Below are 26,791 nucleotides of genomic sequence, written 5' to 3'. Positions count from 1 at the left end.
AATGGCGAGCGGCACGATGGAGCGCATGACGATGGCCGACGGCGCAGAAGTCGGCGTCTACCACGTCCACCCCGCGGGCGAGCGCCGCGGCGGGCTGGTGCTGGTGCAGGAGATCTTCGGCATCACCGACCATATCCGCGACGTCGCCGACGACTATGCCGCCGAGGGCTACGAGGTGCTCGCCCCCGCATTGTTCGACCGCGAGCATCCCGGCTTCGAGGCCGACTACACCGGCGCCGACCTCGACCGTGCGATCGAGCTCTCGCGCACGCTGCACCCGATCGAGCTGTCGCTGAGCGACGTCCAGACCTGCGTCGACGCGCTCCGCGACAAAGGGCCGGTGTTCGTCATCGGCTATTGCTACGGCGGCTCCATCGCCTGGCTCGCCGCGGCGCGGCTCCAGGGCATCGCCGCGGCATCGGCCTATTATGGCCGGCTAGTGCCGGATTCTGGCGAGGCGCCCAAGGTGCCGACGATCGCCCATTTTGGCCGGTACGACCACGGCATCCCGGTCGCGGGAGTCGAGCGGCTGATCGCCAGCCGCCCGGCCAATGCGACCATCTACCTCTACGACGCCGGCCACGGCTTCAACTCCGACCGACGCAAGGACTATCACGAGCCGAGCGCCGACCTCGCCCGGCAACGCACGCTCGAACTGTTCCGGGCGAACGGCGGATGACACCTGCCGATGACGATCTGGGCGGTTGGGATGATTCGGCGCAGGCCTGGATCGACGACCTCGCCAGCGAGCATGAGTTCGGGCGGCGCCATGTCCTCGATCCGGCGATGCTGGCGCGGGTGCGCAGGCGCAGCTTCGCCAACGCGCTCGACGTCGGCTGCGGCGAGGGACGGTTCTGCCGGCTGCTCGCCGCGGAAGGCATGGCGCCCATCGGCATCGATCCGGCCGAGGCGTTGCTCGCCGAGGCGCGGCGGCGCGATCCCCAGGGCGACTACCGCCTCGGCCGCGCCGAGCGGCTCGCGTTCGACGATGCCAGCTTCGACCTGGTCGTCAGCTATCTGACGCTGATCGACATCCCCGACATCGGCGCTGCCATCCCGGAAATGGCGCGGGTGCTGCGCCCCGGCGGCACGCTGCTGATCGCCCATATCAACGCCTTCACCACGGCGACCATCGTCGGCACGGACGAATGGCCCGAGGAGGAAGAGCGGATTCGCGGCTATCTCACCGAACGGTCGGGCTGGGTCGAATGGCGCGGCATCCGCATCCGCAACTGGCATCGTCCGATGGCCACCTACATGACGCTACTGCTCGACGCGGGCCTGACGCTTCGCCATTTCGCCGAGCCGCCGGCGACCGGCGGGCCAGCGGACAGGCGCGCGCAATATGACGACGCGCCGTGGTTTCACGTCATGGAGTGGGCCAAGGCCGACAGCGAGTGAGAACGGGGCACACGCGCGACAAGCCTATCGCCCCTCTTATCGCCGCACCGCTCCCCGCCTCAGAGCTTCGCGACCTTGTCCTGCAGCTTCGCAAGCTCGGCCTTGAGCGCCGCGATCTCGTCGTCCTTGCTGGCCTCGGGCGCCTTGGCGGCCGGCGCCGGTCCGGTTCCGGCCGGCTTGAACGCCTGGGTCGCCGCCTCGAACATCGCCATGTTGCGCTTGGCGATCTCGGCGAAGGGCGAGTTGGCGAAGGCGCCCTCGACCGCCGACTTGAACTGCTCGTGATTGCGGCGGAAGCTTTCCATCGACGCTTCGAGATAGCCCGGCACCATCGCCTGCATCGAATCGCCATAGAGCGCGATCAGCTGGCGCAGGAAATTGACCGGCAGCATCGTCTGGCCCCGCGCTTCCTCCTCCATGATGATCTGGGTGAGGACGTTGTGCGTAATATCCTCTTCGGTCTTTGCGTCGACGACCTTGAAGTCGCGCCCTTCGCGGGTCATCGCAGCGAGATGCTCGAGCGTGATGTAGGACGAGGATTCGGTGTTGTAGAGACGCCGGTTGGCGTATTTCTTGATGATGACCGGGCCGCTGCCCGGCGCAGACTTTTTCATGACGGTGCTGCTCCGCAGTGATGAAACACGACATACCACCGAATCTTTCCGCGCCGCAACACGGTCCGCGGCCTCTGCCGCTGTTCCTCGACATGCTGCGCAGCGAAACCGCCGAATCGCCGGAGCGGCGCGCCGCCGCGCTGGCGGGTCTCGCCCGCTATCAGAGCGCCGAGCGCGATCCACGTCCCGTGCCTATGCCGGAGGTCGCGCGCGCCGGACGCGCCTGTCTGCGCGACTATGGCGGAGAAGGGCGGCCGGTGGTGTTCGTCCCCTCGTTGATCAATCCGCCGCACGTGCTCGATCTCGCGCCTGCGAATTCGCTGCTGCGGTGGATCGCCGCGCAGGGGCATCGCACGCTGCTCGTCGACTGGGGAGACCCCACTCCAGCCGAACGGGAGCAGGACATCACCGCCCATGTCGAGACGATGCTGCTGCCGATGCTGCGCTCGCTCGCCGAGCCGCCGGTGCTGGTCGGCTATTGCCTCGGCGGGACGATCGCGATCGCTGCGGCATCGGCGCTGCCGGTGCGCGGGCTCACGCTGATCGCCGCGCCTTGGCATTTCTCACGTTTCGGCGAGGCGGCGCGCGCGGAGGTCGCCGGCCTGTGGCACGCCGCCGAACCGGCCTGCGAGGCGCTCGGGCTGGTGCCGATGGAAGTGCTGCAGTCGGGCTTCTGGCGGCTCGATCCGGCCCGCACCATCGCCAAGTACGAAGCGCTCGCCACCGCCGACGACGCGGCGCTGGCCGAGTTCATCCGGCTCGAGGACTGGGCCAATGCCGGCGCCCCGCTCACCCTCGCCGCGGGGCGGCAGATGTTCGAGGGCTTCTTCGCCGCCAACGATCCCGACCATAGCCGCTGGACGATCGAAGGCCGGACAGTCGACCCGGCCACTCTCGCCTGCCCGGCGGTGGATTTCGTCTCGCTCACCGACCGGATCGTCCCGGCCGCCACCAGCGCCGGCTTCGCCGACCGCCGCGAGCTCGGTGCGGGCCATGTCGGGATGGTCGTCGGCAGCCGCGCCAAGGCGCTGCTTTGGGAGCCGCTTGCCGGCTGGCTAAACGTCCTTCCCGACATTAGATAGGCGCCCGAATCCCTCCCCGTTCGCCCTGAGGTTGTCGAAGGGCTGCCCTTTCTTTCCGAAAAGAAGAACAGGGCTTCGACAAGCTCAATCCGAACGGGAATATGCCGTCCGCAAGCAGGAGCCCTCCATGTCCGACATCGTCATCGCCGCCGCCAAGCGCACGCCGGTCGGCGCCTTCCTCGGCGCGTTCGCCGCCACGCCGGCGCACGAGCTCGGCCGCGTCGCGATCGAGGCGGCGCTGGAGCAGGCAGGAGTCGCCGGCGCGGACGTGGATGAGGTGATCCTGGGCCAGGTGCTCACCGCCGCCCAGGGCCAGAACCCGGCGCGGCAGGCGTCGATGGCCGCGGGCATCCCCAAGGAAGTGCCGGCCTGGGGCGTCAACCAGGTATGCGGCTCGGGCCTGCGCGCGGTCGCGCTCGCCTTCCAGTCGATCGCCAACGGTGATGCGAAGGTCATCGTCGCCGGCGGGCAGGAATCGATGTCGCTCTCGCCGCACGCGCAGACGCTGCGCCCCGGCACCAAGATGGGCGACCTGAGCCTCGTCGACACGATGATCAAGGACGGCCTGACCGACGTCTTCAACGGCTACCACATGGGCATCACCGCCGAGAATCTGGCGGCCGAGTACCAGATCACCCGCGAGAACCAGGATGAATTCGCGGTGCGTTCGCAGAACCTCGCCGAGAAGGCGCGCGACGAGGGCCGCTTCAAGGACGAGATCGCCGCGGTGACGGTCAAGGGCCGCAAGGGCGACACCATCGTCGAGAACGACGAATATATCCGTTCGGGCGCGACGCTGGAGAGCGTCGCGGGCCTGCGCCCCGCCTTCAAGAAGGATGGCACCGTCACCGCTGCCAACGCCAGCGGCCTCAATGACGGCGCCGCCGCGCTGGTGGTGATGAGCGCCGATGAGGCCGCGAAGCGCGGCATCACCCCGCTCGCCCGCATCAAGAGCTGGGCCTCGGCCGGCGTAGACCCGTCGGTCATGGGCATCGGCCCGGTGCCGGCGTCGAAGAAGGCGCTGGAGAAAGCCGGCTGGACGATCGCCGACCTCGACCTCATCGAGGCCAATGAAGCCTTTGCCGCCCAGGCACTGGCGGTCGGCAAGGAACTCGGCTGGGATGCCGAACGCGTCAACGTCAACGGCGGCGCGATCGCGATCGGCCATCCGATCGGTGCGAGCGGCGCGCGCGTGCTGACGACGCTCCTCTACGAGATGCAGAAGCGCGACGCGAAGAAGGGACTGGCGACGCTGTGCATCGGCGGCGGCATGGGCATCGCGATGTGCGTGGAGCGGGATTGAACCACGGAACGGCGTGGCAATGAAGTTAACAATGCGTCACTGAAATGCAGAGCAAGCGTTCGTTAGCTCGCGATCGAACCCCAGCAATAATTGGCAGTATTCATCAACGACAGATGTAATCATTATCATGTTTCTGTTACCCATATGCAACAGCGCTACCCCTTTTTGAGGTGGTGAGACCTGCATAAACGAAAAATTGTTGCGAGCCCCCGATCGTTCCTTTCAATTGGCTGAACAGCCGAAAGGCTTGAACAGGGGGTATATTCATGAAGAGCTCGTTTCTGAGCGCGACGGCGCTTGCCGGTACGCTGCTGCTTGCTCCATCCGCAGTTTCTGCACAGGCCACTCAAGTCGCGACGGGAGCGACGGTTACCGCGCCGCAGGAGGATCAGTCGGACGAGTCCCAGGCGGCAAACAACGAAGAAATCGTCGTCACCGGCTCCCGCCTGCTGCGGCCGAATGACACTTCGATCGCGCCGATCACCTCGATCACCCGCGCCGAACTGTTCTCGACCGGCAATCTGTCGGTCGGCGACGCGCTGAACCAGCTTCCGGCGCTCCGGTCGACTTTCAGTCAGAGCAATTCGACGCGCTTCATCGGCACCGCGGGCATCAATGCCATGGACCTGCTCGGCCTGGGCACGGCGCGTACCCTGACGCTCGTCAACGGCAGGCGCCATGTCACCTCGACGCCGGGCATCAATCGGGTCGACGTGAACAATGTTCCCGCCGATCTGCTCGAACGAGTCGATGTCATCATCGGCAGCGCTTCGTCCATCTACGGTTCGGACGCGGTTGCCGGCGTGGTCAACTACGTCCTTCGCCGCGACTTCGAAGGGATCACCGGACGCGCCCAGGGCGGCATCTCGGATCGCGGGGACCGCGGCTCCTATTTCGTCAGTCTGACCGCGGGCAAGAATTTCAGCGAGGGTCGCGGCAACGTCACGCTCTCTGCCGAATATGCGGTGCAGAACGCGGTCTACTATACCGACCGCGACGATTATTTCGGTGCCTTTTCCGGCCGCAATCAGTTCAACGCCTATGACAATACCGTCGGCGAGCCGTCGACCGGCGACGGCATTCCGGACAATGTCTTCCTGCGCGGCGTGCGCAACATCAACATCTCGGAAGGCGGACTCTACACCTCCGCTTGCCCGGCGAACACGCCAGCCAACGCCGCGCGGCGCGCCCTCAACTGCACGGGGCAGCGGAGCAATACCGGCGCGGAGCTAGGCTATACGTTCGTGTTCATGCCCGACGGCACACTCGCCCGGAACAATGTGATCGAGGATCTGCGCGTCTATGGTTCGAGCAACAGCGTCGGCGGCCTCGGCTCGACGCTGCGCCTGAGCGGCCAGCTTCTGCCGAAGCTCGACCGCAAGGCCATCAATTTCCTGTCGCACTATGAGGTTTCGGAGGCGTTCGTCCCCTTCCTCGAGGGCAAATATATTCGCGTCGATTCGGTTCAGGAAGGCCAGCCGACCTTCTTCAACAACACGTTCAGCATCAACAATCCGTTCCTGACATCGCAGGCGCGCGCGCTGCTGGTCTCGTCGCTCGCGCCCGGCGCCACGACCTTCACCGCGCAGCGCTTCAACATCGACTTCGGCGGCCGCGGCGAGGATCACCAGCGCGAGGTGTTCCAGATCACCGGCGGCGCAAGCGGCACCTTCAACGAAGACTGGGGTTATGAGCTGAGCGTCAACTACGGCAAGCTCAAGACCTATTACGAAACCGAAGGCAACATCGACTCGGCACGCTACGGCCGCGCGATCAATGCCGTGCGCAATACGGCGGGCAATATCGTCTGCGCGGTGAACGCCGATGCGAGCTCGGCCAACGACGATCCCGCCTGCGTACCGCTCAACCTGTTCGGCTATGGCGCGCCGAGCCAGGCAGCGCTCGACTATGTCACGGTCAAATCGAGTCGGCGCCAGCGGGCCGAGCTACTCGACATTACGGGGTTCGTCCGGGGCGACCTCTCTCAGCTGTTCAGCCTGCCCGGCGGACCGATCGGCTTTGCGTTCGGCGGAGAATATCGTGAGGAAACCGCCTTCGCCGCCTATGACGCCTTTACCGCGGCAGGGAATACTTTCCTCAATGCCATTCCCGACTTCGCGCCGCCGAAGCTCAAGGTGAAGGAAGCATTCGGCGAGGTTCGCATCCCGCTGCTCGCCGACATGCCCTTTTTCAAGGAGCTGTCGTTCGAGGGCTCGGCCCGCGTGTCCGACTATAACATCGGCCGGACCGGCACCGTCTGGACATGGAGCGTCGGCGGCACCTGGGCCCCGGTGCAGGATCTGCGTTTCCGCGCGAGCTACGGCAAGTCGGTCCGCGCGCCGACGCAGAGCGATCTCTATGCCTCACCCAGCCAGACCTATCTCACTGGGCTGATCGATCCGTGCTCCGCGACGCAGATCAACAATAATCCGAACCGCGTCCGCAATTGCGCCGCGGCCGGCGTGCCGACGACTGAGGTCGTGGGCGGCGTCACCGTGCCGTGGACGAATACGCCCGCCTCGGGCGTGCGCGGCCTCAACGGCTCGAACCCCAATCTCGATGCGGAGCGCGGCACGAGCTTCACCGTCGGCGCCGTCCTGAAGCCGCGCTGGATCCCGGGCTTCACCCTGTCGGTCGACTATTACAACGTCACGATCGACAACGTGATCTTCTCGCTCGGTTCGCAGACGATCATCAATCAGTGCTATGACAGCCCGAGCGGGATCGACAACCAATATTGCGCGGCGGTCTTCCGTCGTCCCGACGGCACCTTCTTCGGCCAGTTTGATCGTATGGTCGGTGGGAGCACGGTCAGCTATCAGGTGGGCCCCACCGAGGCCGCCTTCCTGTCGGGGCCGTTCAACTTCGCGAAGCAGAAGACGTCCGGCATCAACGTCGATCTGGCCTATAACACGCCGCTCGACGACGGCGTGCGCCTCAGCCTCCGCGGCATCGTCAGCTATGTCATCAGGCGCGACAACTATACCGACATCAACACGCCGTCCTTTATCAACCGCCAGCTCTTCGAGCTCGGCGATCCGCGGTGGGAAGCCAATCTGTCGTCGACGCTCGATTTCGGCGGCTTCGATCTGACATATAAGATGCGTTACATCGGTCCGCAGACGATCGGAACCTACGAAACCCAGTTCAGCTGGCAGGGCCGCCCGCCTGAGAACCCCGACGCCTATGCGAATCCCTGGTATCCGAGGGTCTTCTATCACGACATCCGCGTCGGAGCGAAGGTTGGCGATCGGTACCGCATCTATGCGGGCGTCGACAATATCACGGACCGGCTTCCGCCTTATGGCCTCGACGGCACGACCGAAGGCAGCGGCATCTACGACAACGTCGGCCGCTTCTTCTATGCCGGCGTCGAAGTGAAGTTCTGACGCTCGAATTGTCGGAATGTAGGGGGCCGTCTCCTTTGCGGGGCGGCCCCAATTTTATTCCGGTCGGCGCTCGGAGCTGCCCACGGCGCCCAGGGCGATCATCAAGTCGCACACGCTCTCCTGCACTCTCGTCTTCGAGACCATGTCGCATCCCCAACGGGAAAAGGCCGCCCCGGTCTCCCGAAGCGGCCTCCATCGCCTGCGTGGGCGAATCGGTCAGATGTCGTCGCCGAGCGCGCCTTTGAGCTTGCCGGCGAATTGCTGGCCCTTACCCTTCATCTCCTGCGCGGCGCCTTCGGCGGCGAGCTCGTCATCGCGGCGCGTGCGGGCCGGATCGTCGGCGTCGCCGGCCATCGCCTGCTTCGCCTTGCCGGCCATCTCGTTGATGTTGCCTTTCACTTTGTCGATCAGTTCGCCCATCGGGCCTCTCCTCGGAAACTCTTGTCACGACAGGAAAAACGATCCGTCGGACGGCATGTTCCGGAGGCTTGCAGAGCCGCTCAGGGCGCGACCTTGCCGAGGAAGGCGAGCACAGCCTGCCAGATGTCGGCCGCGCCGTCCGGATTCTTCGACTCGACCAGCATCGACGAGCCGTGCACCGATCGCCGCGGCACGATCCGCTCCGACGTGTCGTTCTTCGGCAGCGCCTTGAAGACGAGGTCGCCATTCTCGACCTCGTCCTTGTCGGCGGTCGAGGTAACGAACACCGGCACCGTCACCTTGGCGGCGGCCTTTCGGATCAGCGTCTTGTCGTCGAAATATTCGCCCGGCGAGAAGGCGAGCAGCGCCTTGACCGCCCCTGGATGCGCCGCCGCCAGGCGGAAGATCAGCGAGGAGGAATAGCTGCTCCCCCACAGCACGATCGGCAGCTTCTGCTGCTGTCCCCAGGCGAGCGCCGCCTCCAGGTCTTTCTGGGCCGCGAGATAGCTCTCGCTCTCGGGCATCTCCATCGCGGCGCCGTCGCTCGCGACGGTCTCATTGGGGCCGTAGAGCCCGCCGCCCGAACGCTGGTCGATCGCCAGCGCCGAATAGCCCGCCTCCACCAGCCGCGGCGCGATGGTCGCATATTCGTCCTTGCTGGAGCCGGCCTGGTGGAACAGCAGGATCAGCGCCTTGGGCGAGTCCGCCTCATAGTAGCGGCCGTGCACGGTGACGCCGTCGGCCGCCTTGAGCGTGACCTTGTGCGGCTGGGCCTCGATCGTTGCGGCAACATTGGCCGATTGATTGTTGGCCTCGCCCGCCGGCTGGCATCCCGCCAGCGCCGCCAGCATCACCAGTCCGATCGTCGCCCGCATATGCCTTCTCCCGTCAGATCAGCCCCGCCAGCGGGCTCGACGGATCGGCGTAGCGTCGCTTCCCCATCCGCCCGGCGAGATAGGCGAGACGCCCGCCTTCCACCGCCAGCCGCATCGCCCGCGCCATCGCGATCGGATCCTTAGCCTCGGCGATCGCGGTGTTCATCAGCACGCCGTCGCAGCCCAATTCCATCGCCACCGCCGCGTCCGACGCGGTGCCGACGCCGGCATCGACCAGCACCGGCACCGTGGCGCCCTCGACGATCAGCCGGATGGTGACGCGGTTCTGGATGCCGAGCCCCGATCCGATCGGTGCGCCCAGCGGCATGATCGCGACCGCGCCGGCATCCTCCAGCCGCCTGGCGGCGATCGGGTCGTCGACGCAGTAGACCATCGGCTTGAAGCCTTCCTTCGCCAGGATCTCGGTCGCGCGGATCGTCTCGACCATGTCGGGATAGAGCGTGCGTGCCTCGCCCAGCACCTCGAGCTTGACCAGCTCCCATCCTCCCGCCTCGCGTGCGAGACGCAGCGTGCGGATCGCCTCCTCGGCAGTGAAGCAGCCGGCGGTGTTGGGAAGGTAGGTGATGCGCCTGGGATCGATGAAGTCGGTCAGCATCGGCGCCTTGGGGTCGCTGACGTTGACGCGCCTGACCGCGACGGTGACGATCTCCGCGCCCGACGCCTCGACCGCGGCGGCGTTCTCGGCGAAATCCTTGTACTTGCCGGTGCCGACGATCAGACGCGAGCGGAAGGTCTTGCCGGCGACGGTCCACGAATCGTCGGCGATCGCCGGGGCATGATCGCCCCCGCCGACGAAGTGGACGATCTCGATCTCGTCGCCGTCCTCGACGCAGACCTGTCCCAGCGTGGACCGCGGCACCACCTCCAAATTCCGCTCGACCGCGACCTTCTCTGGCGCCAGCCCCAGCTCGCCGGCGAGTTCGGCGAGGCTCAGCCCCGCGGCGACGCGGCGGTGTTCGCCGTTGACGATGATCGTGACGGTGCCGTCGGTATGCATGCCCCTCCCCTACCCGTTCGCCCCGAGCGAAGTCGAGGGGCTTGGGCCGACATGCAGCGCGGATGTGTCAACGTGTCTCGACTTCGCTCGACACGAGCGGGTATGGGGGGCGCACTGCTGAATGTGGGGACAGCTCTTGGCCGATACCGTCTACGTCCTCAACGGGCCGAACCTGAACCTGTTGGGGACGCGCGAGCCGGAGATCTACGGATCGGACACGCTCGACGACATCGCCGGCAGGCTGGAGGACCGGGCGCGCGAACTCGGGCTCGAGGTCGAGGTGCGCCAGTCGAATCATGAGGGCCATCTCGTCGACTGGCTGCAGGAAGCGCAGTCGGTCGGGGCAAAGGCGGTGCTGCTCAATGCCGCCGGCTTCACCCATACCAGCGTCGCGATCCATGACGCGATCAAGGCAGTGAACGTGCCGGTGATCGAGGTGCACCTTTCCAACCCGCACACCCGCGAGGACTTCCGCCATCTGAGCTATGTCGGACGCGCGGCGCGAGGAACCATCGCCGGTTTCGGTGCGCTGTCGTATCTACTCGCGCTTGAAGCCGCCGCGCGACTCTGACAGAGCGCGCGCTTTCATTTTTCGAGGGCCGAGTCCCCGAGGGAGCGAATGACCGAAACCGTAACGTCCAACGGCGAGATGCACGTCGATATCGCCCTGGTGCGCCAGCTCGCCCAGGTGCTCGACGAGACCCAGCTCACCGAGATCGAGGTGCAAGACGGTGAGCGCAAGGTGCGCGTCGCCCGTGCCGCCGCCCCCGCTGCGCCCCCCGTCGCCTATGCACCGGCTCCCGCCCCGCTTCCGGCGGCAAGCGCCCCGGTTGTAGAGAGCGGCGCGGCTGCCGCCCCGGCGGCGAGCCACGCCAATGCGGTCAAATCGCCGATGGTCGGCACCGCCTATCTCTCGCCCAATCCGGAGGCGAAGCCGTTCGTCGCGGTCGGCCAGCAAGTGAAGGCCGGCGACACGCTGCTGATCATCGAGGCGATGAAGGTGATGAACCCGATCGTCGCGCCGGCCGCCGGCACCGTGAAGGCGATGCTGATCGAGAACGGTCAGCCGGTCGAGTTCGACCAGCCGCTCGTCGTGGTCGAGTAACGCGGCGCCCATGCCTAAAATCAAGAAGCTGCTGATTGCCAACCGCGGCGAGATCGCGCTGCGCATCCATCGCGCCTGCCACGAGATGGGGATCAAGACGGTCGCGGTGCACTCGACCGCCGACGCCGACGCGATGCACGTGCGACTGGCGGACGAGGCGATCTGCATCGGCCCGCCGCCGGCGGTCGAGAGCTATCTCAACATCCCGAACATCATCTCCGCGGCAGAGATCAGCGGGGCGGACGCGATTCACCCGGGCTACGGCTTCCTGAGCGAGAACGCCCGCTTCGCCGAGATCGTCGAGCTCCACAACATCATCTTCGTCGGGCCGAAGCCCGAGCACATCCGCACGATGGGCGACAAGGTGGAGGCGAAGCGCACCGCCGGCGCGCTCGGACTACCGCTGGTGCCGGGCTCCGACGGCGCGATCGCGGACGTCGCCGAGGCCAAGCGGCTCGCCAAGAAGATCGGCTATCCGGTGCTGATCAAGGCGGCCTCGGGCGGCGGCGGGCGCGGCATGAAGGTCGTGCAGCATGAGGACGAGCTGGAATCGCTGATGCAGCAGGCCGGCAGCGAGGCCAAGGCGGCGTTCGGCGACGCCACCGTCTACATGGAGAAATACCTCGGCAACCCGCGCCACATCGAGTTCCAGGTGTTCGGCGACGGCGAGGGCAACGCCATTCACCTCGGCGAGCGCGACTGCTCGCTCCAGCGCCGCCACCAGAAGGTGCTGGAGGAGGCTCCCTCCCCGATCATCACGCCCGAGGAGCGCGCGCGGATGGGCGGCATCGTCGCCAAGGCGATGGCCGACATGGGCTATCGCGGCGCCGGCACGATCGAGTTCCTGTGGGAAGACGGGAAGTTCTACTTCATCGAGATGAATACCCGCCTGCAGGTCGAGCACCCGATCACCGAGATGGTCACCGGCATCGACCTGGTCCGCGAGCAGATCCGCGTCGCCGAGGGCGAGGGCCTGTCGTGCCGGCAGGAGGACATCGCGTTCCACGGCCATGCGATCGAATGCCGCATCAACGCCGAGGACCCGCGCACCTTCGCGCCCTCGCCGGGGACGGTGACGCACTTTCACGCGCCGGGCGGAATGCACGTGCGCGTCGATAGCGGGCTCTACACCGGCTATCGCGTGCCGCCCTATTACGACTCGATGGTCGCCAAGCTGATCGTCTACGGCAGCACCCGCGAACGCTGCCTGATGCGGCTGCGCCGCGCGCTGGAGGAGTTCGTGATCGAGGGGATGAAGACCACCATCCCGCTCCACCAGCATCTGCTCGACGATCCCGAGTTCCAGCAGGGCGCCTATACGATCAAGTGGCTCGAAGAGTGGCTGGCGAAACAGGACGCATGAAGGCGACGATCTGGCATAACCCGCGCTGCTCCAAGTCGCGCGAGGCGCTGGCGATCCTGCATGAAGCGGGCGCCGAGGTGACCGTGGTCGAGTATCTCAAGACCCCGCCGAGCCGCGACGAACTCGCCCGCCTCTATGCCCGCGCCGGCATGACGCCGCGCGAAGGGCTGCGTACGGCCGAGGACGCCGCCAAGACGCTCAAGGATGCGTCCGACGATGCGATCCTCGACGCGATGGCGGCCGACCCGATCCTGATCGAGCGGCCGCTGGTCGAGACCGAGAAGGGCGTCGTGCTCGGCCGCCCGCCGGAAAAGGTGCGCGAGATTCTTTAAGTCCGTCGGGCTGGGATTGAAGCAGCTTCGGTGCTCCTGCGAAGGCAGGAGCCCTGGATCACGGGCGCGTCGCTTGCGGGCTGTGCTCCTGCCTTCGCAGGAGCACTAGGCAGTGAACTCATAAACGGGATGGTCCGGACCGGTGGTTTGCTGCCATGCGCCTTATCGCAATACGAATGCCACTATGGCGACTATTCCGACCAACACTAACATGCAGCCCCACCAAGGGACCGACTTCGAGAAGCGCTCATCAAATGGGTCGCGCTCGTTCCAGAACGCTTCCGCTGCCGCTACTAATTCGGGAAGATTGGCAGCGTCGGACATCGGCTCGTCAACAGCCGCCAAGGAACGCTTTAGAAGCCCTGTCAGACCGCTGACATCCGCAGGGGCATCGATCAACCTGATGATGACCCGCTCACCCTCGGTCGTTATCGAGAACTGCTCACCCGAAGGGCCGAAAGCGCGTGGGTAAACACCGTTTCGAACATCTTCTGCTTCGAGGTAGCGCTCAGCGATCTCGACTGACGGGAAAACGAGCAGAGGCTCGTCGGCTTCAATGAACAGGGTCGACATCGGACGCAACGATGTCAGCCCAGTGAAGCCTCCGCAACCGGGTCGCTAACGGTCGCGGAACTTTATGGGTCTACGTCTAACGCCGCTCATCCGGACGGGCTCCAGCCAGCTCTTTGTCTCGGCTTGCAATATAGGATTTCGTCCGCTTGCCTCACGAGGCTCGGCGCTGCTGCGACGCTGGTCCGCTCTTTGAGTCCGTCGATCTTTTTCCGAGCCGCCCGTGCGTCGCGTTCCTGTCGCGCCTGCGTCGCGCCCGCGTCGCGTATCCGTCGCGCCGCTGTCGCTTCCCAGTCGCGTCCTGGTAGCGTCCGCACCGCGTCTCTCTCGGAGCGGCTTGCACACACACGAGACGGGTCAATTTAGTCAACATTTCCGTCGCCGGCTCTTCGGGTCGAACGGCGATGGCGTGGTTTCAACCGATCCGGCCCGGCGCGTTAACCGCGGCTTCATTGCAGCGGGCCCAGCCTGACCGGCGAATACGCTGAGGGGGACGACGATGCCCTTGCTCCTGATCGCCGCATTGCTTGCCACCGACACGCCGCCGCCCAATCCGCGGATCGACTATCCGGGCTTCCAGAGGCTCGCCGCGGATGTCGCGCCCAGGCGCGAACGCCGCCGCATCACCCTCGCCAGGTTCCAGGAGATGGCGCGCAGCGGAAAGGCAGTGATCCTCGACGCGCGGTCGGCGGACGCCTTCCGGCAGGGCCATATCGACGGTGCGGTCAACCTGCCGCTGACCGATTTCACCGCCGATGCGCTCGCCGCCGCGCTGCCCGACCGGACGCGGCCGATCCTGATCTACTGCAACAACAATTTCGCGAACGACCGCACACCGGTACGGCTCAAGGCGCCGGCGGTCTCGCTCAACATCCAGACCTTCATCAATCTCGCGGCCTATGGCTATCGGAACGTCTACGAGCTCGGCGAGACGGTGGATTTCGACGATCCGGCGGTGCGCTGGGTTAAGGGATGACGTAGCGCACTAGCAGAGCCCGCCGACGAGGTGGGTGATGTCCTGCTTCTGGCCGTAGAGATGCGTCACGCGGCCATTGCTGCACAGGGTATCCGCGGTGACGCGCATCCACCGCATGGTCCCGTCCAGGCGGCGGATCCTGGCCTCGAAGGTGAAGCTGCCGCGACTGGCGATCGCCTCGCTGCGCAGCCGTTCGAGCAGTTCGCGCGATTCCTCGCAATACATCTCGACGATGTCGCGGCGATCGATCGGCGTGTCGCGCGGGATGCCGAACAGGTCGAACACGCTGCGGCTCCAGGTCAGCGAATCGTCCTTGAGGTCGCATTGCCATGCTCCCGGGAGCGGGGCCAGCAGCGGGATCGGCACGAACGTCGACGGATCGGTGAGGATCAGCTGGAGCGACACGGAGCCATCGTATCCGAAAATCGGCTAACCGTCAGTATCCTTCGCACGACGACAAGGTGACGAATGCGCACGCGCTCGCTAAGGGCCTCGCGCATGACCGAGATCACGCCCGAAATCGTCGCCGAGCACGGCCTCTCCCCCGAGGAATATGAGCGCGTCCTGCACGCCATGGGCCGCGAGCCCAACCTGACGGAGCTCGGCATCTTCAGCGTGATGTGGTCGGAGCATTGCTCGTACAAGTCGAGCCGCATCCACCTCGGCAAGCTCCCGACCACCGGCCCGCAGGTGATCTGCGGTCCCGGCGAGAATGCCGGCGTGGTCGACATCGGGGACGGCCAGGCCGCGATCTTCAAGATGGAGAGCCACAACCACCCGTCCTACATCGAGCCCTATCAGGGCGCGGCGACGGGGGTCGGCGGCATCCTGCGCGACGTGTTCACGATGGGCGCACGGCCGGTGGCCAACATGAACGCGCTGCGCTTCGGCCGGCCCGACCATCCCAAGATGCGCCACCTGATCGCGGGCGTGGTCCACGGCATCGGCGGCTACGGCAATTGCGTCGGCGTGCCGACGGTGGGCGGCGAGACCAACTTCCATGCCGCCTATGACGGCAACATCCTGGTCAACGCGATGACCGTGGGCGTCGCCCACACCGACAAGATCTTCTATTCGGCCGCCTCGGGCGTCGGCAATCCGATCGTCTACGTCGGCTCCAAGACCGGCCGCGACGGCATCCACGGCGCCACCATGGCCTCGGCCGATTTCAGCGAAGATTCGGAGGAGAAGCGTCCGACGGTTCAGGTCGGCGACCCCTTCACTGAGAAGCTGCTGATCGAGGCGTGCCTCGAGCTGATGGCCTCGGACGCGATCGTCGCGATTCAGGACATGGGCGCCGCCGGCCTCACCTCCTCCTCGGTCGAGATGGCGTCGAAGGGCGGCGTCGGCATCGAGCTGGTCATGGACGACGTGCCGCAGCGCGAGACCGGCATGACGCCCTACGAGATGATGCTCTCGGAGAGCCAGGAACGGATGCTGATGGTGCTGAAGCCCGGCCGCGAGGCCGAGGCGGAGGCGATCTTCCGCAAGTGGGAGCTCGACTTCGCGGTGATCGGACGCGTCACCGACACCGGGCGGATGGTGCTGAAGTGGCAGGGCGAGACCGTTGCCGATATCCCGCTCGGCCCGCTCGCCGACGAGGCGCCGAAGTACGACCGGCCGTGGGTGCGCACCCCCGCCCCCGCCCCGCTCGCCGACGCGCCGGAGACGACCGACATCGCCGGCGACCTCCTCAAGCTGATGGGCTCGCCCGACCTCGCCTCGCGCCGCTGGATCTGGGAGCAGTACGATCACATGGTCGGCGCCGACACCGTCCAGCGCCCGGGCGGCGACGCGGCGGTGGTGCGCGTCCACGGCACCCAGAAGGGGCTGGCGATCGCGACCGACTGTACCCCGCGCTACTGCTTCGCCGACCCGGTCGAGGGCGGCAAGCAGGCGATCGCCGAGACCTGGCGCAACCTCTGCGCGGTCGGCGCCAAGCCGCTGGCGGCGACCGACTGCATGAACTTCGGCAACCCGCAGCGGCCCGAGATCATGGGCCAGTTCGTCGGCTGCATCGAAGGGATGGCCGAGGCGTGCCGCGCGCTCGACTTCCCGATCGTGTCGGGCAACGTCAGCCTCTACAACGAGAGCAAGAAGGACGACGGTACCGGCACCGCGATCCTGCCGACGCCGGCGATCGGCGGCGTCGGCCTGCTCGCCGACTGGTCCAAGTCCGCGACGATCGCGTTCAAAGAGACCGGCGACGTCATCGTCCTGATCGGCGAGCGCAAGGGCCATCTCGGCCAGTCGCTGTGGCTGCGCGAGGTCCACGGCCGCGAGGAAGGCCCGCCACCGCCGGTCGACCTCGATGCCGAGCGCCGTAACGGCGCCTTCGTCCGCCACTGGATCGCCAACGGCGCGCTCACCGCGGTGCACGACGTCTCCGACGGAGGGCTTGCCGTTGCGATCGCCGAGATGGCGCTGGCGAGCGGCATCGGCGCCCATGTCCATGCGCCGCATCCGCTGGGCCTCGCCGGCAGCTACTTCGCCGAGGACCAGGGTCTCTACGTCGCCACGGTCGACGACCTCAAACTCAACGACTTCCTCCTCGCCTCGGTGCGTGCGGGGGTGCCGGTCGAGCCGCTCGGCAAAACGATCGCCCATCGCCTGATCTTCGAGTGCCACGAAGGCGACCACGTCGTCGCGCTCGACGATCTGCGCGCCGCCCATGAGGGCTTCTTCCCGACGCTGATGGGGAATACACTGGTGGCATGACCGCGGGCTATTCGGCCACGCCGCTGGCGCAGAAGCTGGGCTACCAGCCCGGCATGCGGGCGTGGTTCGACGGTATGCCCGAGACCGTGCTGGCGGAGATCGATCCCGAGGCGATCGGGGTCGATCCGCAGGTATCGCCCTCGGCGGGACTCGATGCGGCGCACATCTTCGTGACCGAGCGTGCCGAGCTGCAGCGCAAGGTGGCGGCACTGCGCCAGCTGCTCGCTCCGGCGGGCATGCTATGGGTCTCATGGCCCAAGCAGACGGCGAAGGTGCCGACCGACATCACCGAGGACGTGGTGCGCGAGGTCGCGCTGCCGACCGGGCTGGTCGACGTGAAGGTTTGCGCAATCGATCCGGTCTGGTCAGGATTGAAGCTGGTGATCCGCAAGGAACTGCGCTGATACCGAGGAAGGGGGAGGAACAATGGGGGACGTGATCGGAACGAGCACGGCGAAGCGAATCGCCGTCGCGACCGCGGTCGCAGGAACGCTCGACATTCTGGCGGCGATCGGGCTCACGCTGTTCTACGGCGGCAAGGTCGACAGGATGCTGCGCTACGTCGCCTCGGGTCCCTTCCCGGGTGCGAAGGATTGGGGCGCCGGCGGAGCGGTGCTGGGCCTCGCCGTCCATTTCGCGCTGATGGCGGTCATGGCGGCCGTGTTCGTCCTCGCCGCCGACCGCATCGCGGCGCTCAAAGCCAGGCCGCTGCTGTGGGGTGTCGTCTACGGCCTCGTCACCTGGGCGGCGATGAACCTGGTGGTGGTGCCGCTCCGCTTCGGAACGATGCCGAGCGCCACGGGCATCGCGACTCAGCTCTTCTGCCACATCGTCCTGGTCGGCGTGCCGATCGCCTACATCGCCCGACGCTGATCGGTTCGCGTCCGCTTTTGCAAATCGCATGCAATAGAGTTGCGAATCACTCGCAGTATCGCTAGATCGGGTGCTCCACACTGCGGGGTTCCGATGGTCGTCTGCGTCTGCAATGCAATTCGCGAGCGTGAGGTGAGGCAGGCGGCGCGGGAGGGCGCGGTGAGCGCCTGTCAGGCCTATCGTGCGCTGGGATGCCAGGCGAAATGCGGCCAGTGCGTGCCGTTCGCGCGAGCCATTATCGATCAGGAGCGCGCTGCTGCGTAGCATTCGCAGCCGCTGAAACCCGCAGAAATCCGCCATTTTTTGGGTGTTCGGCACGCCCGAACAGGTGTAGAATCCCGCCCGTCACGAAACGAAGGACGCGGCATGAAGGGCGACCCCAAGGTCATCGAATTTCTCAACGAGGCGCTCCGGAACGAGCTGACCGCGATCAACCAATATTGGCTGCACTATCGCCTGCTCGACAATTGGGGCGTCAAGAAGCTCGCCGAGTTCGAGCGACACGAATCGATCGACGAGATGAAGCACGCCGACGAGCTGGCGGAGCGCATCCTGTTCCTCGAAGGCCTGCCCAACTTCCAGCTGCTCGGCCGGCTGCGCATCGGCGAGACGGTCGAGGAGGCGCTGCGCGGCGACCTCGAGCTGGAGCTGGAGGCGGTGGCACAGCTCAAGGGCGCGATCGAATATTGCGAGAGCGTGCGCGACTTCGTGAGCCGCGACCTGTTCGCCCGCATCCTCGGCAACGAGGAGGAGCATGTCGACACGCTCGAGACCCAGTTCGAGATGATCGAGCGGATGGGGCTGCAGAACTATATCCAGCTCAACGCCAAGAGCGAGGGCGATTAGGCTGTGACGGCCGGCGGGCGCCGGTCACGACGCCTCGAGACGGGCGCTGAAACCCGCAGAAATCCGTCGAAGGTCACGAAAGTCATAGGTAGACGAGGCCCGTCCGGATGAGGCCTTCCGGTGTCGGGCTCCCCCCGGAAATGTTGACTAAATTGACTCAGGTCATGTGTTTTGCAGGCCTTGTCTGGAACGCTGCAGGGACGCGACAGGATCGCGACGCGGACGCGCCAGGGGCGCGCCATAGACGCGGCACCGCCGCGACAAGGACGGCGCACGGACGCGACAGTGGCGCGGCACGGACGCGACATAAATGATCGACAGGATCAAAGAGCGGACCAGCGCTAGTGCGGCTCGGACCGGACGAGCCAAGCAGGCGAAATCCTACATTGCAAGCGACGTGCGGAGTACGCGGCTTCGCTGAAACGATGAGGTGGGCCAACATGCCAAACTTGCGCCTGCTAAGCAGAACTCATCGGCGGCGCTCGTGCCACATGACGATGACTTCAACCAAGTTGCCGGCCTGGTCCCGATCGAATTGAGAAAACAGGCGCTGCTGAACGTTTGGCTCGTTTCCGAAGCGTCCGGTCACCTGATACGAACATTCCGGCGTGGTATACGTGTAGCTGCACGAAACCTCGGATATCCCCACTAATTCAGCACTTTCTCCCGGCCTACGTGAAAGTCGTGCAAAGCTTTTGCTCACGACTGGCCAATGCGATCGCACGTAATGGTTGACCTCATCAGCGGTTGGTAATGCTGGGGCAGTGCATTCAATCGCGTGGGTGGTCGCGCAGCCCGAAAGAAATAGGACGAAAGCCAAGATTGATCGGACAAGCATGCGTAACCCTTACGCTCACCCGCAATCATGCCAAGTCAATTTGTCCACTCGCTAGGTTCCAGCCGGAACCTCGATTACAGTCTCCGTGGAGACGTGGATGCCGGAACACGTCCGGCATGACGATTTGATCCTAGCCTATCTTACTCCCGCTCGAACCCACCCCCGGCCAGGATCGGCTTGCGGCCGAAGGTCGGGCGGCGTTCGACCAGCGGGTTGGTCTCGCGTTCGAGCAGCTCGAGCGTCTGCTGGAAGACGGGGCGCAGCCGGACGACATGCTCCAGCGCCTGCTGGGGCGCGTCGTGGCGCTCGACGCAGCCGCGGGCGATCACCTCGATCGTCTCGGCGAGCGTCGCCAGCACCTCGGCGCCGAACTGGTGCGATTCGCCCTTGAGGGTATGAGCGGGGAGCACCATCGCCGCGGCGTTGCCGGCGCGCATCGCCTCTTCGATCGCGGCGACCGACTTGGCGCCGTCCTCGCGGAAATAGCCGAGGATACGCACGAAATTGGCGCCGAGCTCGGCGCGTGCCGCGGCGAAAACGGTCCAGTCGATCAGCGATTCGCCCATGTCAGCGAACGTCATTCCTGTGCCTCCGAAGCTCCTTCGGCCGAAAGAGCCACCGAGCGTCATAGCCGAGCGCGGTAAACAGGGTGTTGATTCAGCCGCTTGCCTCGACGCGGAAGCGCATTTCGCTGTCGGTCACCAACGCCCGTCCGGCAGCCGCGGCGACCGCGGCAAGCTCGCGCGGAGCGGCGGGATCGTCGGCGAGGATCGCCACCTCGGCCGTGCCATGCTCGCGCAGCGCCCGGGCGAGCCGGATCGCCGGCCACGGACAGCGCATTCCGCGCGCGTCGATCTCGATCATTCGCGGTCCCGGTCGAAGGGGTTCTTCGGTGCGCGCAGCGTGAGCCGCACCGGCACCGCGCCGAAATCGAACTCGCGGCGCAGGCCGTTGACCAGATAGCGGCGGTAGCTTTCGGGCAGCAGGTCGACGCGGGTGCCGAACAGCACGAAGCTGGGAGGCCGCGTCTTCACCTGGGTCACGTAGCGCGCCTTGATCCGCTTGCCGCCGGGCGCGGGGGGCGGGTTGGCCTCGATCGCGCGCTCGAACCAGCGGTTGAGCTGGCCGGTCGACACGCGCCGCGACCAGGCCTCACGCGTCTCGAACGCAACCTTGAGCAAAGTGTCGATCCCCTTCCCCGTCGCGCCGGAGACGGTGAGCAGCGGCACGCCCTTCACCTGCGCCAGCCCCTCGTCGAGCGCGGCCTTGACGCCGTTGAACAGCTTGGAGGCGTCCTCGGCGACGTCCCATTTGTTGAGCGCGATGACCAGCGCACGCCCTTCCTGCAGCACGCGGTCGGCGATCTTGAGGTCCTGGACCTCGAGCCCCTTGGTCGCGTCGAGCAGCAGCACCACCACCTCGGCGAAATCGACCGCGCGCAGCGCGTCCATCACCGACAGCTTCTCGAGCTTGTCCTGCACCCGCGCCTTCTTGCGCATCCCGGCGGTGTCGATCAGGCGGACGGCACGCGTGCCGCCGACGGGATCCGGCCATTGCCAGTCGATCGCGATCGAATCGCGGGTGATGCCGGCTTCCGGACCGGTGATCAGCCGGTCCTGCCCGAGCATCCGGTTGATCAGCGTCGACTTGCCGGCATTGGGGCGACCGACGATCGCGAGCTTGAGCGGTGCATCGGGGCTCTCGTCGTCCTCCGGCTCGTCCTCGGCTTCACGGTCGATATAGGGCAGCAACGCCTCGAACAGGTCGGCGATGCCCTCGCCATGCTCGGCGGAAAGCTGCACCGGATCGCCGAAGCCGAGCGCCATCGCCTCGATCACGCCGCTTTCGCCGGCGCGGCCCTCCGCCTTGTTGGCGACCAGCACCACCGGCGTATCCGCGCTGCGCAGCCAGCGGGCGATCTCTTCGTCCAGCGGAACGATGCCGGCACGGGCATCGACCATGAACAGCGCGACATCGGCGTCCGCTACGGCAGCCTCGGTCTGCACGCGCATCCGGCCCGGCAGGGTCGCGGCATCCTCATCCTCGAAGCCGGCGGTGTCGACGACGCGGAAATCGAGCCCGAGCAGGGTCGCGTCGCCCTCGCGGCGGTCGCGGGTCACGCCCGGCTGGTCGTCAACCAGCGCCAGGCGCTTGCCGACGAGCCGGTTGAACAGCGTCGACTTGCCGACGTTGGGGCGGCCGATGATGGCGACGGTGGGGAGTGGCATCGGGCCTCCCTACCCGTTCGAATCGAGCTTGTCGAAGCTCCCCTCGATGCGAGCGGGCCATCGACATCGGGCTCCCCCTTCCAGACCGTTGCCCATTGCAGGCGCAGGCCGTAAACCGCCCGCCTACCGGGTTGGGGTTTCATCCATGCGTTTCCTGATTGCGTTCCTTGCCTTGTTCGCCGCGCTGCCCGCTTCGGCGCAGGTCATTCCGGTGCCGGGCCGCACCCCCGCGCCGCAGACGACGGACAAGGAGAACCTCTGGCTGCTCGACCTTTCGGACGGCGGCCGCGTGACCATCCTGCTGCGCCCGGACGTCGCGCCCAAGATGGTCGAGCGCATCAAGACGCTGACCCGCCGGCATTTCTACGACGGTCTCGCCTTCCACCGCGTGATCGAGGGCTTCATGGCCCAGGGCGGCGACCCCAAGGGCGACGGCACCGGCGGATCGGACCTTCCCGACCTGCCGAAGGAGTTCAACTATCTCCCCCACGTCCGCGGCGCCGTCTCCGCCGCGCGCGAGGGCGCGCCCGAAGGCGCGACGCAGGAGCAGAAGGACAAGGCGGAGAACAGCGCCAACAGCCAGTTCTTCATCATGTTCGTGCCGCGGCTGTCGCTCGACCAGAAATACACCGTGTTCGGCCGGGTGATCGAAGGGATGCAGTGGGTCGATCAGATCGCGCGCGGCGAGCCGCCGGCGAACCCGACGCGCATCCTCCACGCCTATATCGCTGCCGATAATCCTCCGGCCTACACGCCTGCGCCGCCGCCCGCGCCGCCGACGCTCGAGCCGGTGACGCTGCCGGGTGCCAAGCCCGCGCCAACGAAGAAGTAACCTCCCGTGACCAAGGGGGGTCGGCCATGAACGTCGATCTCTTCGATTTCGAGCTCCCGCCGGAGCGTATCGCCCTTCGTCCCGCCACCCCCCGCGATTCGGCGCGGATGCTGGTGGTGGACGACGCCGGCCTGCACGATCGCATCGTCCGCGAGCTGCCCGCGGCGCTGCGGCCGGGCGACCTGCTCGTGTTCAACGACACGCGGGTCATTCCCGCGCAGCTCGAGGGGCTGCGCGGCAATGCGCAGATCGGCGCGACGCTGCACAAGCGCGAGGGGCCGCGGCGCTGGCGTGCGTTCATCCGCAACGCCAAGCGGCTGCGCGACGGCGACATCGTCGATTTCGGCAAGGGCGTCGCGGCGATCGCCTCCGACCGGCAGGGCCGCGGCACCTTCGCGCTCGATTTCCTCGGCGACGAGCCGGTCGAGCTGCTGATCGAGCGGGCCGGGCGGATGCCGCTGCCGCCCTATATCGCCAGCCGCCGCCCCGCCGACGAGAAGGACGCGGACGACTATCAGACGATGTTCGCCAACGAGCCCGGCGCCGTCGCTGCGCCGACCGCCGCGCTGCACTTCACGCCGGAGCTGATGGCGGCGCTGGAGGCGGCGGGGATCGGGCACACCACCCTCACCCTCCATGTCGGCGCCGGCACCTTCCTGCCGGTCAAGGTCGAGGACACCGACGAGCACGAGATGCACGCCGAATGGGGCCGGATCGACGCCGCCACCGCCGACCGGCTCAACGCGACGCGCGCGGCCGGCGGACGGGTGATCGCGGTCGGCACCACCAGCCTGCGCCTGATCGAGAGCGCGGCCGGCCAGGACGGCATCGTGCGCCCGTTCGAGGGCGACACCGCGATCTTCATCACGCCCGGCTATCGCTTCCGCGGGATCGACGGGCTCGTCACCAACTTCCACCTGCCGCGCTCGACGCTGTTCATGCTGGTGTCGGCGCTGATGGGATTGGATCGCATGCAGGCGGCCTATGCCCATGCGATCGCCGGGGGATATCGTTTCTACAGCTATGGCGACGCCAGCCTGCTCCTGCCCTGAAAGGTCTGCCCCGATGCCGCTTCACCTCGCTCTCCTCCTCGCCGCGCAGCAGGCGCCGCAGGGCGACGTGCCGATCCAGGCCGCGCCCTACCGCCCCGCCACCGCGACGGTCGTGGTCGAGCCGGTGGCGATGATGCTCGCCGGCTTCGATTCCGACGGCGACGGGCGCATCACCGAGGCGGAGGCGAGCGCCGGCGTGGCGCGGAGCTTCGAGACGGTCGCCAAGGGCGCCAAGGACATCGGCTACATCGCCTTCGCCGACTGGGCGGAGCATTGGCTCGGCGACCGCAACGCCGTGCCGAGCCCGTTCGAGGTCGACCGCGACGGCGACAACCGCATCACGCTCGACGAGCTGCAGACCCGGATGAGCGCGATCTTCGCGCGGTTCGACACCGACAAGGATCATGTCCTAACCCACAAGGAGCTGCTGACGATCCGCGGCTCGGCGTTCGGCAGCGATCGGCCGTACGGCGAAGGCGGCAAGCGCCGCGGACGCGGCGGGCGGCCGCCGGAGCGGTAGAGCGGCTTGCAACGAACCTGAATCGTCATGCCGGACTTGTTCCGGCATCCACGTCTCCACAAGGACTGACGGTTGCAGCTGGAACCGTGAAACCTGCACCTGGTGCCCGGTGGACCCCGGAACAAGTCCGGGGTGACGGATTGGGGGAATTCGATTGTCTGTGTGTGCTAGCATTACATGGCACTAAGCCGCTAAGCCTGGGCAAATGGGCGCGCACCACGATCATTCGCATGGGCATTCGCACGGAAACGGCCATGCGCACGGACATGGCCACAGCCATGCCCCGGCCAGCTTCGGCCATGCCTTCGCGATCGGCACCGCTCTCAACCTCGCCTTCGTGGTGGTCGAGGCGGCGTTCGGCATCGCCGCCGATTCGGTCGCGCTGCTCGCCGATGCCGGGCACAATCTCTCCGACGTGCTGGGGCTGCTGATCGCCTGGGGCGCGGCGGAGCTGTCAAAGCGGCCGGCGTCGAAGCGCTTCACCTACGGCCTCGGCGGCTCCTCGATCCTGGCGGCGCTCGTCAATGCGACCCTGTTGTTCGTGGCGGTGGGCGCGATCGCCTGGGAAGCGACGCGGCGGCTCGGCGCGCCGCCGGTGGTCGACTCGCGCGCGCTGATCTGGGTCGCCGGCGCGGGCATCGTCGTCAACGGCGCGACCGCGTTGATGTTCGCGCGCGGGCGGCACGGCGATCTCAACATCAAGGGGGCCTTCCTCCACATGGCGGTCGACGCGCTGGTCTCGGCCGGGGTGGTCGTCGCCGGGGTGCTGATCGCCTTCACCGACCAATGGTGGATCGATCCAGTGGTGAGCCTGGTCGTGGTGGCGGTCATCCTGTGGAGCAGCTGGGGGCTGTTCCGCGATTCGCTCGGCATGGCGCTGCAGGCGGTGCCGCCGGGGATCGATTCGGATCGCGTCGCCGCGACGATCGAAAAACTGCCCGGCGTGGCACGTATCCACGATCTCCACATCTGGCCGATGAGCACCACCAAGTCCGCGCTGACCGTGCATCTGGTGATGCCGGGCGGCCACCCGGGCGACGCCTTCCTCCACGACCTCCAGCACCGGCTCGAGCATGACTTCGGCATCGGCCATGCGACGGTGCAGATCGAGATCGACGACGGCAGTCCCTGCCACCTTCACAGCGAGCGGCTGGCGCATGGCTGACGCGGGGCACGGGGTGGCGATCAAGGGGGTCATCTTCGATTTCGACGGGACCCTCTCCAACAGCGGCGACTGGTTCCTGACCGTCGTCAACGACCTCGCGCGCCGCTTTCGCTTCCGCGAGGTCGACGACGACGAGATCGAGATGCTGCGCCACCGCCCCTCGCGTGAGGTGATCGCCTATCTCGGCATCCCGCGCTGGAAGCTGCCGCTGATCTCGCGCCATGTCCGCCGGCTGGTGTCGCGTAACGTCGACCAGATTCCGCTGTTCCCCGGCACGGCGGACCTGCTCGCCGGCGTCGGCGCGCTGGGGTTCCGCATGGGCCTCGTCACCTCCAACGCCGCCAACAACGCCCGCGCGATCCTCGGCCCGGACAATACGGCGCGGATCGACGCCTGGGCGGCGGGCAGCTCGCTGTTCGGCAAGGCGCCCAAGTTCCGCCGCGTGCTCAAACAGATGGGCCTGAGACCCGAGGACGCGATCTCGATCGGCGACGAGACCCGCGACGTCGATGCCGCGCGCGAGGTGGGGATGCGCACCGGCGCGGTGCTGTGGGGCTATGCCAGCGAGGACGCGCTCGCGGCGACCCGCCCGGACGTCCTATTCCGCACGCCCGACGATATCCTGCGCTATCTGGCGGCGCGGCGCTGACGCTCAGCCGAGGTGTACCGCCAACCACACGGTCGGCGGTTCCTCGCTGGTGCGCGTCACCCAATGCTCCTGCCCCCGCTCGATCAGCAGATGGTCGCCGGGACGGAGCTCCACCTCGTCCGAGGTCTCGATCCGCATCGCTGCCTCGCCCTGGAGCAGCAGCACCCATTCGTCATGGTCCTGGCGCATCGGCGCATCGGCCGGCGTCGCCTGCCCGCGCGAGACGATCCGTTCGACGCGGATGCCCGGGCGCGCCAGCAGCTCGGTGAAGGCCTCGTTGCGCCTGGCCGCCGGCAGTCTGGCGAACAGGTTGGCGAGCCTGACCTTGAGCTTCGGCGGCGGGGGCGGTGGCGGCGGAGCCTTGGGCGCGGCCTTGCGCTTCAGGCCCTTGGTCGAGCTCTTCCAGTCGGCGACCATCGCGCTGCGCAGATACGCCTCGATCTCGTCGGCCGTGGCGGTGAGCGTCTTGTCCTTGAAGCCGAACACCGGCTTCCCGCCGGGATCGGTCAGGCCGTATTTCCCGAAGTCGCCGCCGCGCTTGCGCCGCCGCGACTTCTTGAGCCTGAGCCCGCGATGCCGCGCCATCTCGCGCAGCGCGTCGTCCTGTTCGCTCGCCATGGAC

30 protein-coding genes are annotated in these 26,791 nt (G+C 66.8%); 20 read left to right on the top strand and 10 right to left on the bottom strand.

Annotated features, from left to right (window positions below):
• Nucleotide 1 precedes the first annotated feature (1 nt).
• Both LZK98_RS07105 and LZK98_RS07100 read left to right on the top strand, forming a co-directional pair.
• Nucleotides 2-679 carry a dienelactone hydrolase family protein gene (locus LZK98_RS07105; RefSeq protein ID WP_233785699.1) on the top strand — a complete coding sequence of 226 codons (678 nt, stop codon included), beginning with the start codon at nucleotides 2-4 and terminating at the stop codon, nucleotides 677-679.
• Nucleotides 676-1,401: a class I SAM-dependent methyltransferase gene (locus tag LZK98_RS07100; protein ID WP_233785698.1), complete on the top strand. Its 726-nt coding sequence runs from the start codon at nucleotides 676-678 to the stop codon at nucleotides 1,399-1,401. The genes LZK98_RS07105 and LZK98_RS07100 overlap by 4 nt, the downstream gene beginning before the upstream one ends.
• 59 nt (nucleotides 1,402-1,460) lie before the next feature.
• Here the strand turns inward: LZK98_RS07100 and phaR are convergent, their stop codons facing one another.
• A complete protein-coding gene (phaR, locus tag LZK98_RS07095) occupies nucleotides 1,461-2,015 on the bottom strand; it encodes a polyhydroxyalkanoate synthesis repressor PhaR (RefSeq protein ID WP_233785697.1) in 555 nt (184 codons plus the stop codon).
• A 92-nt stretch (nucleotides 2,016-2,107) separates the two neighbouring features.
• Between phaR and LZK98_RS07090 the strand changes: the two genes are divergently transcribed.
• The 3 genes from LZK98_RS07090 (at nucleotide 2,108) to LZK98_RS07080 (ending at nucleotide 7,789) form a co-directional block, all read left to right on the top strand.
• The gene (locus tag LZK98_RS07090; protein ID WP_233785696.1) at nucleotides 2,108-3,097 is read left to right on the top strand and encodes an alpha/beta fold hydrolase; all 990 of its coding nucleotides are present in this window, start codon (nucleotides 2,108-2,110) and stop codon (nucleotides 3,095-3,097) included.
• Nucleotides 3,098-3,224: 127 nt separating this feature from the next.
• The gene (locus LZK98_RS07085; protein WP_233785695.1) at nucleotides 3,225-4,400 is read left to right on the top strand and encodes an acetyl-CoA C-acetyltransferase; all 1,176 of its coding nucleotides are present in this window, start codon (nucleotides 3,225-3,227) and stop codon (nucleotides 4,398-4,400) included.
• A gap of 266 nt (nucleotides 4,401-4,666) precedes the next feature.
• Nucleotides 4,667-7,789: a TonB-dependent receptor domain-containing protein gene (locus LZK98_RS07080; protein WP_233785694.1), complete on the top strand. Its 3,123-nt coding sequence runs from the start codon at nucleotides 4,667-4,669 to the stop codon at nucleotides 7,787-7,789.
• Between the two features lie 216 nt (nucleotides 7,790-8,005).
• Here the strand turns inward: LZK98_RS07080 and LZK98_RS07075 are convergent, their stop codons facing one another.
• The 3 genes from LZK98_RS07075 to thiS form a co-directional block, all read right to left on the bottom strand.
• Nucleotides 8,006-8,209, bottom strand: coding sequence for a CsbD family protein (locus LZK98_RS07075; RefSeq protein WP_233785693.1), 204 nt, complete (start codon nucleotides 8,207-8,209; stop codon nucleotides 8,006-8,008).
• Between the two features lie 80 nt (nucleotides 8,210-8,289).
• Nucleotides 8,290-9,084 carry an alpha/beta hydrolase gene (locus tag LZK98_RS07070; protein ID WP_233785692.1) on the bottom strand — a complete coding sequence of 265 codons (795 nt, stop codon included), beginning with the start codon at nucleotides 9,082-9,084 and terminating at the stop codon, nucleotides 8,290-8,292.
• 13 nt (nucleotides 9,085-9,097) lie between these two features.
• A complete protein-coding gene (thiS, locus tag LZK98_RS07065; protein WP_319937541.1) occupies nucleotides 9,098-10,102 on the bottom strand; it encodes a sulfur carrier protein ThiS in 1,005 nt (334 codons plus the stop codon).
• Nucleotides 10,103-10,238: 136 nt separating this feature from the next.
• On the opposite strand from thiS, the gene aroQ reads away from it, so the two are divergent.
• From aroQ to arsC, 4 genes are read left to right on the top strand one after another with little or no spacing between them, the layout of a single operon-like run.
• Nucleotides 10,239-10,673: a type II 3-dehydroquinate dehydratase gene (gene aroQ, locus LZK98_RS07055; RefSeq protein WP_233786522.1), complete on the top strand. Its 435-nt coding sequence runs from the start codon at nucleotides 10,239-10,241 to the stop codon at nucleotides 10,671-10,673.
• 48 nt (nucleotides 10,674-10,721) lie between these two features.
• Nucleotides 10,722-11,207, top strand: coding sequence for an acetyl-CoA carboxylase biotin carboxyl carrier protein (accB, locus tag LZK98_RS07050; RefSeq protein WP_233785691.1), 486 nt, complete (start codon nucleotides 10,722-10,724; stop codon nucleotides 11,205-11,207).
• Between the two features lie 10 nt (nucleotides 11,208-11,217).
• The gene (gene accC / locus LZK98_RS07045) at nucleotides 11,218-12,570 is read left to right on the top strand and encodes an acetyl-CoA carboxylase biotin carboxylase subunit (RefSeq protein WP_233785690.1); all 1,353 of its coding nucleotides are present in this window, start codon (nucleotides 11,218-11,220) and stop codon (nucleotides 12,568-12,570) included.
• Entirely contained in the window at nucleotides 12,567-12,902 is a 336-nt protein-coding gene (arsC, locus tag LZK98_RS07040; protein ID WP_233785689.1) for an arsenate reductase (glutaredoxin), read from the top strand. The genes accC and arsC overlap by 4 nt, the downstream gene beginning before the upstream one ends.
• Before the next feature lie 162 nt (nucleotides 12,903-13,064).
• Here arsC and LZK98_RS07035 read toward each other — a convergent pair whose 3' ends face one another.
• On the bottom strand, nucleotides 13,065-13,475 hold the full coding sequence (locus tag LZK98_RS07035; RefSeq protein ID WP_233785688.1) for a hypothetical protein: 411 nt from the start codon (nucleotides 13,473-13,475) through the stop codon (nucleotides 13,065-13,067).
• A gap of 496 nt (nucleotides 13,476-13,971) precedes the next feature.
• Between LZK98_RS07035 and LZK98_RS07030 the strand changes: the two genes are divergently transcribed.
• The gene (locus LZK98_RS07030; RefSeq protein ID WP_233785687.1) at nucleotides 13,972-14,448 is read left to right on the top strand and encodes a rhodanese-like domain-containing protein; all 477 of its coding nucleotides are present in this window, start codon (nucleotides 13,972-13,974) and stop codon (nucleotides 14,446-14,448) included.
• Nucleotides 14,449-14,457: 9 nt separating this feature from the next.
• On the opposite strand, the gene LZK98_RS07025 is transcribed toward LZK98_RS07030, so the two are convergent.
• On the bottom strand, nucleotides 14,458-14,853 hold the full coding sequence (locus tag LZK98_RS07025; RefSeq protein ID WP_233785686.1) for a PAS domain-containing protein: 396 nt from the start codon (nucleotides 14,851-14,853) through the stop codon (nucleotides 14,458-14,460).
• A gap of 93 nt (nucleotides 14,854-14,946) precedes the next feature.
• On the opposite strand from LZK98_RS07025, the gene purL reads away from it, so the two are divergent.
• The 5 genes from purL to bfr all read left to right on the top strand — a co-directional run bounded on the left by purL (nucleotide 14,947) and on the right by bfr (nucleotide 18,885).
• Nucleotides 14,947-17,166: a phosphoribosylformylglycinamidine synthase subunit PurL gene (gene purL / locus LZK98_RS07020; RefSeq protein WP_233785685.1), complete on the top strand. Its 2,220-nt coding sequence runs from the start codon at nucleotides 14,947-14,949 to the stop codon at nucleotides 17,164-17,166.
• Nucleotides 17,163-17,570, top strand: a complete 408-nt coding sequence (locus LZK98_RS07015) for a DUF3052 domain-containing protein (RefSeq protein ID WP_233785684.1) — start codon at nucleotides 17,163-17,165, stop codon at nucleotides 17,568-17,570. Before purL ends, LZK98_RS07015 begins: the two co-directional genes overlap by 4 nt.
• A gap of 22 nt (nucleotides 17,571-17,592) precedes the next feature.
• Nucleotides 17,593-18,039 (top strand): hypothetical protein, encoded by a 447-nt coding sequence (locus LZK98_RS07010; protein ID WP_233785683.1) that lies wholly within the window; start codon nucleotides 17,593-17,595, stop codon nucleotides 18,037-18,039.
• Between the two features lie 93 nt (nucleotides 18,040-18,132).
• Nucleotides 18,133-18,303: a (2Fe-2S)-binding protein gene (locus tag LZK98_RS07005; RefSeq protein ID WP_233785682.1), complete on the top strand. Its 171-nt coding sequence runs from the start codon at nucleotides 18,133-18,135 to the stop codon at nucleotides 18,301-18,303.
• Nucleotides 18,304-18,405: 102 nt separating this feature from the next.
• Nucleotides 18,406-18,885, top strand: coding sequence for a bacterioferritin (bfr, locus tag LZK98_RS07000; RefSeq protein ID WP_233785681.1), 480 nt, complete (start codon nucleotides 18,406-18,408; stop codon nucleotides 18,883-18,885).
• A 978-nt stretch (nucleotides 18,886-19,863) separates the two neighbouring features.
• Here the strand turns inward: bfr and LZK98_RS06995 are convergent.
• From LZK98_RS06995 to der, 3 genes are all read right to left on the bottom strand, one after another.
• On the bottom strand, nucleotides 19,864-20,304 hold the full coding sequence (locus LZK98_RS06995) for an Hpt domain-containing protein (protein WP_233785680.1): 441 nt from the start codon (nucleotides 20,302-20,304) through the stop codon (nucleotides 19,864-19,866).
• 76 nt (nucleotides 20,305-20,380) lie between these two features.
• A complete protein-coding gene (locus LZK98_RS06990; RefSeq protein ID WP_233785679.1) occupies nucleotides 20,381-20,587 on the bottom strand; it encodes a sulfurtransferase TusA family protein in 207 nt (68 codons plus the stop codon).
• Entirely contained in the window at nucleotides 20,584-21,951 is a 1,368-nt protein-coding gene (der, locus tag LZK98_RS06985; protein WP_233785678.1) for a ribosome biogenesis GTPase Der, read from the bottom strand. The genes LZK98_RS06990 and der overlap by 4 nt, the downstream gene beginning before the upstream one ends.
• Nucleotides 21,952-22,096: 145 nt before the next feature.
• Between der and LZK98_RS06980 the strand changes: the two genes are divergently transcribed.
• The 5 genes from LZK98_RS06980 to LZK98_RS06960 all read left to right on the top strand — a co-directional run bounded on the left by LZK98_RS06980 (nucleotide 22,097) and on the right by LZK98_RS06960 (nucleotide 26,169).
• Nucleotides 22,097-22,783 (top strand): peptidylprolyl isomerase, encoded by a 687-nt coding sequence (locus LZK98_RS06980; RefSeq protein WP_233785677.1) that lies wholly within the window; start codon nucleotides 22,097-22,099, stop codon nucleotides 22,781-22,783.
• A gap of 26 nt (nucleotides 22,784-22,809) precedes the next feature.
• On the top strand, nucleotides 22,810-23,835 hold the full coding sequence (gene queA, locus LZK98_RS06975) for a tRNA preQ1(34) S-adenosylmethionine ribosyltransferase-isomerase QueA (protein WP_233785676.1): 1,026 nt from the start codon (nucleotides 22,810-22,812) through the stop codon (nucleotides 23,833-23,835).
• Nucleotides 23,836-23,848: 13 nt separating this feature from the next.
• Nucleotides 23,849-24,355, top strand: a complete 507-nt coding sequence (locus LZK98_RS06970; RefSeq protein WP_233785675.1) for an EF-hand domain-containing protein — start codon at nucleotides 23,849-23,851, stop codon at nucleotides 24,353-24,355.
• Nucleotides 24,356-24,560: 205 nt separating this feature from the next.
• Complete coding sequence (locus LZK98_RS06965; RefSeq protein ID WP_233785674.1) at nucleotides 24,561-25,520, top strand: cation diffusion facilitator family transporter; 960 nt, start codon at nucleotides 24,561-24,563, stop codon at nucleotides 25,518-25,520.
• Complete coding sequence (locus LZK98_RS06960) at nucleotides 25,513-26,169, top strand: HAD hydrolase-like protein (protein WP_233785673.1); 657 nt, start codon at nucleotides 25,513-25,515, stop codon at nucleotides 26,167-26,169. The genes LZK98_RS06965 and LZK98_RS06960 overlap by 8 nt, the downstream gene beginning before the upstream one ends.
• Before the next feature lie 3 nt (nucleotides 26,170-26,172).
• On the opposite strand, the gene LZK98_RS06955 is transcribed toward LZK98_RS06960, so the two are convergent.
• Nucleotides 26,173-26,787 carry a cupin domain-containing protein gene (locus LZK98_RS06955; protein ID WP_233785672.1) on the bottom strand — a complete coding sequence of 205 codons (615 nt, stop codon included), beginning with the start codon at nucleotides 26,785-26,787 and terminating at the stop codon, nucleotides 26,173-26,175.
• Nucleotides 26,788-26,791: the final 4 nt, after the last annotated feature.

The sequence above is a fragment of the Sphingomonas cannabina genome (assembly GCF_021391395.1).
In the GTDB taxonomy this organism is placed as follows: domain Bacteria; phylum Pseudomonadota; class Alphaproteobacteria; order Sphingomonadales; family Sphingomonadaceae; genus Sphingomonas; species Sphingomonas cannabina.
This window is presented reverse-complemented; position numbering and strand designations above follow the sequence as displayed.